The organism is Paraburkholderia acidiphila (assembly GCF_009789655.1).
GTDB classification, from domain to species: Bacteria; Pseudomonadota; Gammaproteobacteria; order Burkholderiales; family Burkholderiaceae; genus Paraburkholderia; species Paraburkholderia acidiphila.
In genome coordinates this window covers 1,059,090-1,071,656 of sequence record NZ_CP046912.1, presented here as the reverse complement: position 1 = coordinate 1,071,656, position 12,567 = coordinate 1,059,090, and the positions used below count along the sequence as shown (strand labels likewise).

Here is a 12,567-nt window from a genome sequence, read left to right as displayed (position 1 = left end):
GATGCGTGGTCATCGCGTACGACGAGGAGGCGCAGACCTTGAAGGTCTGCACGCTATTGCGCGACTCGCTCGCTAGACGGCTCGATGCGGCGCTGGTAGTGCCGTGGCCGTTGGAAGAGGTGAATTTCAAGCTCGACGACGAGGCCGCTCGCACGCTCGGCGGCGCAATGTTTGCAATGCTCGGCGAACCCGCCGTCCCTGTCACTCGTGTTTTTTAGGCGGCAGCGGCTGATCGAGACCAGGCTCGACCGGCGCGGGCACCGCGTCGCCTAGCGGCCTGGAAATATCGTTGTGCGGCGCACGATCTGGCTCGTCAAGGCTCTCGCCCTCCTCCTCAGTCGGTAAATCCTGCGTCTTAGGCGGCAACGGCTGATCGAGACCCGGCTCCGTGGGTGCGGGCACAGCGTCCCCAAATGGCTTGGGCAGATCCGTGCCGCGCGGTTCCGGCGCATCGTCGGGCTGTTCGGACTTGTCGGACGGGTTGCTCATCGTTTCGACCTCCCTTTGCGATGGATATCGCATGGTCGAAGTCACTCACGCACGGAACGTGCCAGCGATCGGCGTGCGCCAACTTCAGTAGAATGAGGGACACTCCGCGCCGAATCCGGCCGCAGACGAAGAATCCCCCAGGAACACGCCTGATGCCGCACGCCCTCGATCGCCGCACCGCCGTCGCATTCCTTGTGGCCGCAACGTTCTTCATGGAGAACCTCGACGCCACGGTCATCACTACCTCGCTGCCCATCATCGCGCGCGACTTTCACACTGCGCCCGCGTATCTCTCGATCGGCGTCTCCGCGTATCTCGTCGCGCTCACGATGTTCATCCCCGTGAGCGGCTGGTTCGCCGAGCGCTTTGGTGCGCGCCGCGTGTTCGCTACCGCCATCGCGGTGTTCAGCGTGGCCTCGCTGCTGTGCGCGATGAGCACCGGCCTGTTCGCCTTCACCGCCGCGCGCGTGCTGCAGGGGCTCGGCGGCGCGATGATGGTGCCGGTGGGCCGGCTGGTCGTGCTGCGCGACACGCCCAAGCACGAGATCGTGCGCGCCATTGCGATCCTCACCTGGCCTGCGCTCGTTGCGCCCATTCTCGGGCCGCCGCTCGGCGGCTGGATCAGCACGCACTGGAGCTGGCACTGGATCTTCCTGCTCAATCTGCCGCTCGGCGTGGCCGCGCTCGTCGCCGCGTCGATGCTCCTGCGCGACGAGCACACGCAACCCCGGCGCTTCGACACCCTCGGCTTCGTGCTGAGCGGCCTTGGCTTCGCGTTCGTCATGAGCGGCATCGAGATGGCGAGCCGCGCCGACGTTACCGCTTCCGTGTCGATCGGCACGTGTGTGGCGGGCGTTGCGCTCCTGGCGGCTGCCGTCGTGCATTTGCGCCGCGTGCCGCATCCGCTGTTCGACCTCTCGCCCGTGAAGATCAACACGTTTCGCGTGACCGTGTTCGGCGGCTCGCTGTTTCGCACGGCGATCGGCACCGCGCCTTTTCTGTTGCCGCTGATGTTCCAGGTGGCGTTCGGGTGGAGCGCCGTGGCGTCGGGCGCGCTGCTGCTGTGGCTGTTCGCCGGCAACCTGTGCATGAAGCCGGGCACCACGTGGGTCATGAACCGCTTCGGGTTTCGCACCGTGCTGATCGCCAACGGCACACTGGTCGCGCTCGGCTTTGCGGGTTTCACGCTGCTCGGGGCCGACACGCCGCGTGTGGTCGTCGCGGCGCTGTTGTTCTTCAGCGGCCTCGTGCGCTCGATGCAGTTCACTGCGCTCAACACCATCGGTTTCGCCGACGTGCCTCAGCCGCAGATGCGCGATGCGACGACGCTGTTCTCCGTTCTGCAGCAGATGAACGCCGGTATGGGGATCGCCGTGGGCGCGCTGGCGCTTTCGGTAGCCGAAACGCTGCGCGGCACGCACGCCGGGACAGCCGGCGCCGCCGACTTCCACCTGGCGTTCTGGTTCATCACGGCGCTCGCGGCGTTAGGCGTGGCAGACAGTGTGCTGCTGCCGCGCAGCGCGGGCGCGCATATCCTGGCGCGACGCTAACGAGGCTCCGCCCCACTCCGTTCTTCATCCAAACCGATGCTTACCGTTGCGCTTCTCGTCTTCCCGGGCGTCCAGGCCCTCGACGTATTCGGGCCCACCGACGTGTTCTCTGAGGCCAACCGGCTGCTGGCGCCCGAGGCGCAATACCGGCTCGAGCTGATCGCAACGGAACGCGACACCGTGCGCTGTTCGAGCGGCGTGCGCATCGGCGCGGACCGTCACTTCGACGAGGCACGCGGCCACTACGATCTACTGCTCGTTGCAGGCGGGCCCTCGCTCGTAGAGCAACCGCTTCCCGATGCGGCGCACGCATGGCTGCGCGAAGCCAGCGCGCGCGCCCGGCGCTTTGGATCGATCTGCAACGGCGCACTGACGCTGGGCCGCGCAGGCTTGCTGGAGGAGCGCACCGTCACGACACACTGGAACGACGCCGCCGCCCTCGCCGCGATGTGCCCGACTGCAAATGTCGAATTCGACCGCATCTTCATTCAGGACGGCAATCTCTATACGTCGGCGGGCGTGACGGCGGGCATCGATCTTTCGCTGTACCTGCTGGCTCAGGACCACGGTCCGGAAATCGCATTGAAGGTGGCGCGGCGCCTGGTGGTGTTCGTGCAGCGCGCAGGCGGCCAGTCGCAATTCAGCCCGTACCTCACGCCCTATGCGGAGGCGTCGTCGCCCATTGCCCAGGTGCAGCAGTATGTGCTCGGGCATCTGAACGAGGATCTGGGCGTGGAAGTACTCGCCGCCATTGCGAAGATGAGCAAGCGAAACTTCGCGAGAATCTTCGTGCGCGATACCCACGTGACGCCCGCCGAGTTCGTCGAGAGCGCACGCATCGACGCCGCGCGCGTCATGCTTGAAAACAGCGGCGTGCCGTTGAAAACCGTGGCCTTCCGCTGCGGCATGCGCGACGCCGATCATTTGCGTGTGGCGTTCAAGCGCAAGCTGGGTACGACACCGCAGCAATATCGCGCGCACTTCGGCGCGGTCACGGCGAAGGGCAAACGCGCGAGCACAGCGCAATCGTAGAAACGCCTACGCCCCCGCACGCATTTCGCGCCGCACCGCCTGAGGCGGCACGCCAAAGCCGCGCACGAACGCCTCGCGCATGTGCCGCCGGTCGCGAAAGCCGGTCTCGCGCGCAATGACGTCGAGCGGATGCGTGCTCTGCTCGATCATCAGCCGCGCCGCTTCCAGGCGCAGCCCCTCCACGGCGCGCGCGGGCGACTGGCCTGTTTCCGCCGTGAATACGCGGCTGAACTGGCGCGGGCTCAGATGCACGGCTTCCGCGAGTTGCTCCACCGTGAGCGCGCTGCTCAGGTTGCGGCGCGCGTAATCCAGCGCGCTCTGGATGCGGTCGGATTTTGGCGCGAGCGCGAGCATTTCCGAATGCTGCGACTGGCCGCCCGAGCGACGCTGATACATGACGAGCTTGTGCGCCACCGAGCGCGCCACTTCCGCGCCGAGGTCGCGCTCGACCATGGCGAGTGCGAGATCGAGCCCCGCTGTCATGCCTGCCGACGTCCAGACCGGCCCGTCGACGATATAGATGAGGTCGTCTTCCACGCGCACGTCGGGAAAGCGCTGCTGCAAATCGCGCGCGTAGATCCAGTGCGTGGTGGCGCGGCGGCCGTCGAGCAGGCCCGCTTCGGCCAGCACGAAACCGCCCGTGCAGATGCCCGCCACCCGGCGCGCGCGGCCGCTCGCGCGACGCAGAAACGCCAGTAACGCCGGTGCTGCGGCTTCGGCAACCGGATCGTTCACGCCCGCCACGATCCAGGTGTCCACGCGGCTGCGCGCGGGCGCGGGCGTGCGCTGCGTGTCCACGCTCATGCCGAGCGACGAACGTGTCGCGCCGCCCTCCAGCGAATAGTTCTCGATCGCGTAGAACGGCGAGCCCGCCACCACGTTCGCGTATTCGAAAACGCTTTGGGTCGCGAGCGCCATCACCTGGAACCCGTCGCTCAGCAGGTAGCCGATACGGTGCATGTCTGACTCCCGTCGCTGCATGTCCTAAAACACGACCATATACGTCATTTGCGCCACGGTCAATCGCGGCCAGAATGCATTCACAGCAGCGCAACCCGTACGTTACCTAACCACCCGCGCCGCTACGCAAAGGAGTGCAATCATGACCCAGCCATCTCATCGCGGCACCGCGCTCGTCACCGGCGCCTCTTCCGGCATCGGCGCCGTGTACGCCGCGAAACTCGCCCGCCAGGGCTACGACCTCGTGCTCGTCGCGCGCAATCGCGACCGGCTCGCCGCGCTCGCCGAGCGCATCACGAACGAGACCCAGCGCGACGTGGAAGTGCTCGCCGCCGATCTCAACGACCGCGACGATCTCGCCGCCGTGGAAGCGCGCCTGCGCGACGACGCGAGCCTCACGCTGCTCGTGAACAACGCGGGCATCGGCACGCACACGCCGCTCGTGGAGAGCAATGTCGATCACATGACGCGCATGATCGAGTTGAACGTCACCGCGCTCACGCGGCTCACCTATGCGGCCGTGCCGGGGTTCGTCGCGCGCGGCAATGGCGCGATCATCAACATCGCCTCCATCGTCGGCATCGCGCCCGAGATCCTCAACGGCGTGTACGGCGGCACCAAGGCGTTCGTGCTCGCATTCAGCCAGTCGCTGCATCACGAACTGGCGGCCAAGGGCATTCGCGTGCAGGCGGTGCTGCCCGGCGCCACGGCTACGGACTTCTGGGAAACGGGTGGACTGCCGCTCGAACATCTCGACAGTGCAATCGTGATGTCCGCGCAAGAGATGGTGAGCGCCGCCCTTATCGGCTTCGAGCGAGGCGAAACCGTGACGATTCCTGCGCTGCACGACGTGGAGCAATGGAACACGTTCGAGACGGCTCGCCGCGCGATGTCCGCGCATCTGTCGAGCAACACGCCCGCGGCGCGCTATCGCGTTGCGCAGTGATGCCCACGCTCGATCGTAGAGGTTGACCGGATCTGGGCGAGCAACGCGGGGGCTCGCCCTTTCAACCTACGCTTCCCGCTTGCTGCGTCCGTACAGCAGCAGCATCGCCGCGATCACCACGCCGTAGATGATCTGGCGACCCGCCTCCGGCATCTGCGCAACCGAGAGAATCGATTGCAGCAACGTGATGAGGATCGCGCCGGCCACGGTGCCGAGATACGAGCCTCGGCCACCCAGAATGGACGTGCCGCCCAGCACCACCGCCGCGATCGCGGGCAGCAGGTAGGCGTCGCCCATCGACTGCGCCGCCTTCGATGCATAACCCGCGAGCAGCACGCCGCCGAACGCGGCGAACGCGCTGCACACGGCGAACGCGGCCACGGTCACGAGCCGCGTATCGATGCCGGAAAGGTAAGCCGCACGCTCGGTGTTGCCGATCGCATAGAGCGTGCGCCCGAAGGTCGTGCGCGAGAGCAGGAACATCGTCGCGGCACCGATCACGACCCACAGCGCGACCGCATTCGGCACACCCGGTACGAGCCAGCCCGCGGCGAGCCAGCGCATGATCTCCGGTGCGGAATCCTGCGGCGACGATCCCCCCGTGTAGACGATCATGATGCCCTGCGCGACCGCGTTGGTCGCGAGCGTCGCGATCATCGAAGGAATACGTAGCAGTGCGACGAGAATGCCGTTGACGATCCCGATCAGCACGCCGCAGCCAATCCCCACCGGAATCGCGAGAATTTGCCCGAGTTGGCCATGTCCCGACACGGCGCACGCCATCATCGCGCCGACGGTGATCGTCCAGGGCAGCGACAGGTCGATGTGACCGAGCAAGATCACCATCATCAGCCCGGTCGCGATAATGCCGAGAAACGCGCCGACCTTCAGTTGCAGCAGAATGTACTCCGGCGACGTGAAGTTGCGCGAATACATCCCGCCCACGAGCAGCAGCGCAATGATGCAGCCGAACGCGATCACGATCGGCTTGTCGATCCGGCGCGTGAGCCTCGACACGAACGTGGTGCGCGTGCTTGCGGAAACGCCGCTCATTGGAACCACTCCAGTCGGTTGCGCACGCTGAACAATCCGCATGCGCCAATCGCAACAGCCAGCAGGAGAATCACGCCCTGGAATAGCGGCTGCCACAGCGCGTCGACGTTGAACACGAACAGCAGGTCGCCGATCGAGCGGAACGCGAACGCGCCGAAGACCGCGCCAATCGCACTGCCCTTGCCGCCGAGCAGCGACACGCCGCCGATCACCACGGCGGCAATCGAAAAGAGCGTGTATGAGTTGGCGCTGCCAAGGCTGGCTTCGCCTGTGTCGGTGAAGAAGGTCAGAAAAAGCCCGCCCATCGCGGCGAGCAGGCCCGCCAACGTGTAGCTCGCGAACTTCGCGCGGCGGATCGGCATGCCGGAGAGGAAGGCCGCGGGTTCGGACGAGCCGGTCGCATACGCCGCGCGTCCCACCGCCGAGCGTTTGAAAGGAATCCAGACGATCACCACCGCCGCAATCAGAATCAGCAGGCTCGCCGGCACGAAGCCCGCGACCTTGCCGGTCAGCGCGTCGGCGAGATCGTCGTTGATCGTGCCGCCGGGAACCGGGCGCAGCAGCAACGCGATACCGTAGTAGACGGCGCCCGTCGCGATCGTCGTCACGATCGGCTGCAGGCGGCCGAAAATGATGATCACGCCATTGAGCGCGCCGCACAGCGCGCCTGCCGCGAGCACGCCGACAATGCCGAGCATGGTGTGCAGCGCGTCCCCCACGACGATCCAGGAGCCGATGCAATTCGTCAGCACGAGCATCATGCCGATAGAGAGATCGATGCCTGCCGTGAGCACGACGAGCGCCTGCCCCATCGACACGAGCGCGAGCAGCACCGCCTTGTTCGCCGCGGTCTGAAACACATTCGCCGACAAGCTCGATGGATAGTTGAACAGGTAAATCGCGAACATCAGCACGAACAGGCCGAACGCGAACGTCGTGCCGCGATTTTCCGCATACCAGTAACGCAGCCCGCTCATGGCGCGACTCCTGTGGAAGGCGTTGCTTGCGCAACCTGTGCGATCTGTCCAACCGGTAGATCCAGCGCGCTGGCGATCAGGTTCTGTTCGGTGATCGCCGGCCCGACGAGTTCTTTCTTGATCCGGCCTTCGTACAGCACGAGCACGCGGTCGCAGCAGCCGATCAGTTCGTCATAGTCGGTCGAATAGAACAGGATCGCCGCGCCTTCGTCGGCCAGGCGCCTGAGCAACTGATAAAGCTCCTGCTTCGTGCCGACGTCGATGCCGCGCGTCGGGTCGCTGAGCAGCAGGATTCTGGGCTTGCGGATCAGCCACTTCGCGATGACCACCTTCTGCTGGTTGCCGCCCGATAGCGACCCCACTGGCGCGTCGACGCCGTGCGACTTGATCGCGAGAAGCTCCATCATTCGGTCTACGAACGACTGCTGACGCTCGCGATCGATCACGCCTGCCGTGGACATGCGATCGAGCGCGGCAAACGAAAGGTTCTCGCGCACCGACATCGGCAGCATCAGGCCTTCGGTCTTGCGGTCCTCCGGAATCAGCGCCATCCCGATTCCCTTGGCGCGCGCGGCAGCCGGACTACCGATCGACACGGCCTTGCCGTCGATCTCGATCTTGCCCGCGCAACCGCGCAGCACGCCGAACAGCGCGAGCAGCAGTTCGCGCTGCCCTTGCCCGTCGAGGCCGCCCAGCCCGAGAATTTCACCGCGCTTCAGCGAAAAGCTGATGCCGCGCAGCGTGTCGCTCCACGCAAGATCGTGACAGGCGAGAACCGGCGCGGCAGTGCTCGACTGCTCCGGCTTTTCCGCGGGCTTTTCCGGAAATGCATGCTGGTAAGTCCGGCCGATCATCATTTCGATGACCTCATTATCCGAGCGCGTGCCCGCCTCGAAGCTCATCACATGACGGCCATTGCGGTAGACCGTGCATTCGTCCGCGAGCGCCTTCACCTCGTGCATGCGGTGCGAAATGAAAAGCAGCGCCAGCCCCTCTTGCCGCAGACGCTTGAGCACCTCAATCACGCGCGCTACGTCAGCCGCAGTGAGCGCCGACGTGGCCTCATCGAGAATCAGAATGCGCGGCTCGTGCGCCAGCCCCTTGGCAAGCTCGACCATCTGCTGGCGCGAGAGCGGCAGGTCGCGGACTTTCGCGAGCGGATTGATATCGGCCGCGCCCGCACGCGCGAGCGCTTCCTCGGCCTGGCGGCGCTGGGCCCGGCGGTCGATCATGCCAAAGCGGCGCGGCGGGTTCGAAGCGAAGATGTTGTCGGCCACGCTCAGGTCGGGAATCAGCGACAGCTCCTGATACACGCAGACAATGCCTGCCGCGTTCGCCTCGGCGGGCGAGGCGAACGCGACTTCGCGGCCGTCGAGGTGCATCACGCCCTCGTCCGGCTGCACGACGCCGGACATCACCTTCAGCAGCGTGGACTTGCCCGCGCCGTTCTCGCCGAGGATCGCGTGAATGCGGCCCTTGCGCACCGCGAGGTCCGCGTGATCGAGCGCCACTGCGCCGCCGTAGCTTTTCGACACGCCAGACATCTGAAAGAACGGCTGCTCTGCATCCTGCTGCATGCTTCGTCTCCCGTCACGTCGCCGGCCTTCACGCGATTACTGGTTGCCCTGGCTCTGCTTCATGATCTCCTGCGCGGAGAAGTTGATGCCGCAAGTGGGAAACGAATTGCCGACGAAAAAGTTGTCCGACTCGCCCGGGAAATAGTTGGTGCCCGCCTTCAGCTTCGAGTCGTCGGTAACGTCGAGCGGCAGCTTGATCGCCACGGGAATCGTCTGGCCGTCGAGCGCCGCCAGCGCCGTCTTGATCGCCACGGCCACCTGCGCGGGGCCGCTGCCCGCCGACGTGCACTTCAGGCCCTGAGCCCCGTACTGCGCGCAGAACTTGCGAAAGCCGTTTTCCGTCTCGCCGCCGAACGGCACGAACGGATGTTTCGCATCGATCATCGCGCGCACGACACCCGTGTCGCCGCCCTGCGCGGAAATGCCGTCGAAATGGCCCTGCACGGCAATCGCGTCGGCCGTGGCCTTCTGCGCGACGGCGTCGTCCCATTTGCCGTAGACCTGCACGACATTCCACTTCTTGCCGGTCTCGTCCAGGGTCTTCGTGAAGCCATTGTGGCGGTCGGTGTCGACCGAGGTGCCCGCCACGCCGCGCACTTCGAGCACCTTGCCGCCGCTCGGCAGATGGCCCGCCAGCCACTTGGCCCACAGCACGCCAAGGCCGTACTGGTCGACGTCCACGTTGATCGCGTCTTCGCTGTCGAGCGTGTTGTCGAACGCGACCAGCACGACGCCGGCCTTCTTCGCGCGGCGGATCGCGGGTCCGAACGAGGCGGGATTCTGCGCGTCGACGATGATTGCGTCGTAGCCGGCGTCGATGAAGTTGTTGACGGCCGAGATCTGCGCCGGGACGTCCTCGCCGGTCGAGACGACCTTGAATTCCTTGAGCTTGGCGGCGACGTCCGGTTGCGCCGTATAGGCCTTGGCCGTCTTGATCATCTGGATACGCCAGGTGTTCGCGATATAGCCGTTTACGAGCGCGATGCGGTACGGGCCGCTCTTCTTCGGATACTTGATGAACTTCGTGTCGGTCTTCCAGGGGACCATGCATGTGGGGTCGCTGGAGGGGCCGGAAACGATCGACGCCTGCGCGAAAGCCGCGCTTGCGCATAGCGCCATTGCCGCGGTCGCCGCCGCTCGAAGCACGTGGATTCCTGAAAGCATGTTGTCTCCTTTTTGTCGGATAGAACTGACTGCTTATTGATGACCGGCGCACCGGACGCGTCGATGTGGCCGACACCGTGTGCGTGACGCGGGGAATCTTGCTGGATGTGCTGCAGCGGGACTGGACCGGACGCGCCGAGCCAGCGGAATGACATCTTCAAAGGCGTCCCCTCGAAGCAAAACGACGGGCATGCGTGAACGCCACCCCGTCTGACAGTACTGGCATACCAATCCGCGCGCGATAGTGGTTTACCACTGCCCGAGGCGCGCGGCCCGGATGGCGGGAATCGGGCGAAAACCCGCACCAGTCCTATGTGTGGCGGCGCGGCAACTGGTGTACCATTTTGCCGAACTTCAGCCGCCACCCGGCGGCTTCGACGCTTTCGAGAATCCTGGATGGCCGATCTTTCGCACACGCCAACCGGTCGCACCGCCGATGCGGACGCGGCCGACCGCTCCTACGTCGGCCTCGCGAAACAGATCTACGACCTGATCGCGGCGGGCGACTTTGGGCGCGCGCCCGGCGGGCCTCGCGCCCGCCTGCCTTCCGAGCGCACGCTCGCCGAGCGTTTCGGCGTGAGCCGCACGCAGGTGAGAGAAGCGATCATCGCGCTGGAAGTGCAAGGCGTGGTCGAGGTGCGCGTGGGCTCGGGCATCTATGTGGCCGAGGCGCAAGAGGCGCGCGCCATTGCGTTCGACCTGCCGCTCGGGCCGGGCCCGATCGAAACGCTGCGCGCGCGGGAAGTGATCGAAAGCGGGATTGCGGCGCTCGCCGCGACCGAACGCAAGGACTCGGACCTCGACCGCCTCTTCGCGGCGTTGCGCGCGATGCGCGAAAACATGGACGACAAGGCCGCGAACGAGGCCGCCGACCGCGAGTTCCATCTGGCGATTGCAGGCGCGACGGGCAACGACATGCTGCGCCACGTGGTGAGCGCAATGTGGGACAACTCGCGTGCCGACCCGCTGTGGAAGAAGATCGAGGAGCACTTCCATACGCCCGCGTTGCGCGCCGCTTCGCAGGAAGACCACCAGCGCATCTTCTCCGCCATCATGGCGCGCGACGCGGCCGCCGCGCGTGCGGCGATGCAGGCGCATCTCGCACGCGTGATCGGCGAATTCACGCAGGCGTGGCGTTAGCGACTTATGCGGCCACAGGCAGTGCGTGTACGGCCAGCGCGCTTTCCTCTTGCGCGACAACCGGCTGTGCGGCCCACTGCGCCTGCAACGGCAGGTCCGCCGCCTCGCTCACGCGGAACGTGGCCACGGCCTCGGCCATCTGGCTCGCCTGCTGCTCGAGCGACTCGGCGGCGGCCGCCGCCTCTTCCACGAGCGCCGCATTCTGCTGCGTGACCTGATCCATCTGGCTCACCGCCGTCTCGACCTGCTCGATACCGGCACTCTGCTCCACGGTAGCCGAGGCGATCTCCTTCATGAGACCCGACACCTTGTCCACCGAAGCGACGATCTCCGCCATCGTCGCGCCCGCTTCGCCCACGAGCGAGCGGCCATTGCGCACGTCATGCACCGAAGCGTCGATCAGCGACTTGATTTCGCGCGCCGCCGCGGCGCTGCGCTGCGCGAGCATGCGCACCTCGCCCGCGACGACGGCAAAGCCGCGCCCCTGCTCGCCCGCGCGCGCGGCCTCGACCGAAGCGTTGAGCGCGAGGATATTGGTCTGAAACGCAATGCCGTCGATGATGCCCGTGATGTCCGCGATCTTGCCCGAGCTGCGGCTGATCTCCTCCATCGTTTCGATCACCTGCTCGACCACGCGTCCGCCGCGCTGCGCGACATCCGCCGCGCCGGTGGCGAGCGCGCTCGCGGCGTTCGCGTGCTGCGCGTTCTGACGCACGCTCGACGTGAGCTGCTCCATGCTCGACGCCGTCTGCTCCAGCGACGCCGACTGCTGCTCCGTGCGGCTCGACAAATCGAGGTTGCCCGCCGCGATCTCGCGCGCGCCCGTATTGATCGCGTCGCAACTCGTGCGCACGCTGCGCACCGTGTGGCTCAGGCCGCCTTGCATGCGCCGCATGGCGCCTAGCAACTGGCCGATTTCGTTGCGCCCGCCACCTTCTATCGGGACCGAGAGATCGTTCGCGGCGATCTGGTTCAGCACTTCCACCGCCTCTTTGAGCGGAGCCGTCACGAGGCGTCGCAGCGCCATATGCGTTGCGACGACGAGCGCCAGCGCACCCGACAAGCCCACCGCCACCATCGCCATCACCCAGTCGTGCTCGCGCTCGCCCTGGTCGAGCGTCGCGCGCGTGACGGCATCCGCGTTCGCGCGCAACGCGACCACGCTCGCAGAAAACGACGTATTCGCGTTGGCGACGTCTGCGGCGGCGAGCGTGGCGTACGTTGACGTGTCGCCCGCTGCGAGCGCCGCGGCCGCGCGCTGCAGCGCATCCGCGAGCGCGCTCCACGTAGTGAGCAAGGCGTCGCGCTGCTGGGCTGCCGCGGCGTCGAACGGTGCGCTCGCGCGCAGCGCGGCGCCATGCTTCGCGGCCTGATCGAGGCGATCGCGCGCGTCCTGCTGCGCCCGCTGTTGCGCTTGCACACGCGCGGCCGCGTCGCCCGTTTCCTTCGCCGCCTGGTATGCGCGCGCCAGCGCCGTTTGCGCAAGCGCCGCGTCCTCCCGCAAGGCGAGCGCGAGCGCGTCCTGGCGCGCGACTTCATGGATGAAACGCGCCGAGTTGTCGGCGCGGCCGATCATCAGGACACCTACCGCAGCGCCAACCACCAGCATCGCCGCGAACGTGCAAAGCACGAGCAACAGCCCGGTTCGAATCGTCAGATTACGCATTGCCTTCTTCCCG

At 66.3% G+C, this 12,567-nt stretch carries 12 protein-coding genes; 5 read left to right on the top strand and 7 right to left on the bottom strand.

What is annotated here, in order from left to right:
• The first annotated feature begins 5 nt into the window (after positions 1–5).
• Positions 6–218, top strand: coding sequence for a hypothetical protein (locus FAZ97_RS34990; protein ID WP_158763294.1), 213 nt, complete (start codon positions 6–8; stop codon positions 216–218).
• Here the strand turns inward: FAZ97_RS34990 and FAZ97_RS34985 are convergent.
• On the bottom strand, positions 202–489 hold the full coding sequence (locus FAZ97_RS34985) for a hypothetical protein (protein WP_158763293.1): 288 nt from the start codon (positions 487–489) through the stop codon (positions 202–204). The two genes, FAZ97_RS34990 and FAZ97_RS34985, sit on opposite strands and share 17 nt — an antisense overlap.
• A 152-nt stretch (positions 490–641) precedes the next feature.
• Here FAZ97_RS34985 and FAZ97_RS34980 point away from each other — a divergent pair, with 152 nt between their 5' ends.
• Complete coding sequence (locus FAZ97_RS34980) at positions 642–2,039, top strand: MFS transporter (protein WP_158763292.1); 1,398 nt, start codon at positions 642–644, stop codon at positions 2,037–2,039.
• A gap of 36 nt (positions 2,040–2,075) precedes the next feature.
• Positions 2,076–3,071: a GlxA family transcriptional regulator gene (locus FAZ97_RS34975; protein ID WP_158763291.1), complete on the top strand. Its 996-nt coding sequence runs from the start codon at positions 2,076–2,078 to the stop codon at positions 3,069–3,071.
• A gap of 6 nt (positions 3,072–3,077) precedes the next feature.
• Here FAZ97_RS34975 and FAZ97_RS34970 read toward each other — a convergent pair whose 3' ends face one another.
• The gene (locus FAZ97_RS34970; RefSeq protein ID WP_158763290.1) at positions 3,078–4,031 is read right to left on the bottom strand and encodes a GlxA family transcriptional regulator; all 954 of its coding nucleotides are present in this window, start codon (positions 4,029–4,031) and stop codon (positions 3,078–3,080) included.
• Positions 4,032–4,173: 142 nt separating this feature from the next.
• On the opposite strand from FAZ97_RS34970, the gene FAZ97_RS34965 reads away from it, so the two are divergent.
• Positions 4,174–4,977 carry an SDR family NAD(P)-dependent oxidoreductase gene (locus FAZ97_RS34965; RefSeq protein WP_158763289.1) on the top strand — a complete coding sequence of 268 codons (804 nt, stop codon included), beginning with the start codon at positions 4,174–4,176 and terminating at the stop codon, positions 4,975–4,977.
• Between the two features lie 66 nt (positions 4,978–5,043).
• Here FAZ97_RS34965 and FAZ97_RS34960 read toward each other — a convergent pair whose 3' ends face one another.
• From FAZ97_RS34960 to FAZ97_RS34945, 4 genes are read right to left on the bottom strand one after another with little or no spacing between them, the layout of a single operon-like run.
• The gene (locus FAZ97_RS34960; protein ID WP_158763288.1) at positions 5,044–6,030 is read right to left on the bottom strand and encodes an ABC transporter permease; all 987 of its coding nucleotides are present in this window, start codon (positions 6,028–6,030) and stop codon (positions 5,044–5,046) included.
• Positions 6,027–7,007: an ABC transporter permease gene (locus FAZ97_RS34955; protein ID WP_158763287.1), complete on the bottom strand. Its 981-nt coding sequence runs from the start codon at positions 7,005–7,007 to the stop codon at positions 6,027–6,029. Before FAZ97_RS34955 ends, FAZ97_RS34960 begins: the two co-directional genes overlap by 4 nt.
• Entirely contained in the window at positions 7,004–8,584 is a 1,581-nt protein-coding gene (locus FAZ97_RS34950; RefSeq protein ID WP_158763286.1) for a sugar ABC transporter ATP-binding protein, read from the bottom strand. Before FAZ97_RS34950 ends, FAZ97_RS34955 begins: the two co-directional genes overlap by 4 nt.
• Positions 8,585–8,620: 36 nt before the next feature.
• Complete coding sequence (locus tag FAZ97_RS34945) at positions 8,621–9,748, bottom strand: sugar ABC transporter substrate-binding protein (RefSeq protein WP_158763285.1); 1,128 nt, start codon at positions 9,746–9,748, stop codon at positions 8,621–8,623.
• A 396-nt stretch (positions 9,749–10,144) separates the two neighbouring features.
• Here FAZ97_RS34945 and FAZ97_RS34940 point away from each other — a divergent pair, with 396 nt between their 5' ends.
• Complete coding sequence (locus FAZ97_RS34940; RefSeq protein WP_158763284.1) at positions 10,145–10,888, top strand: FadR/GntR family transcriptional regulator; 744 nt, start codon at positions 10,145–10,147, stop codon at positions 10,886–10,888.
• A 4-nt stretch (positions 10,889–10,892) separates the two neighbouring features.
• On the opposite strand, the gene FAZ97_RS34935 is transcribed toward FAZ97_RS34940, so the two are convergent.
• Entirely contained in the window at positions 10,893–12,554 is a 1,662-nt protein-coding gene (locus FAZ97_RS34935) for a methyl-accepting chemotaxis protein (protein WP_158763283.1), read from the bottom strand.
• Between the last annotated feature and the right edge of the window lie 13 nt (positions 12,555–12,567).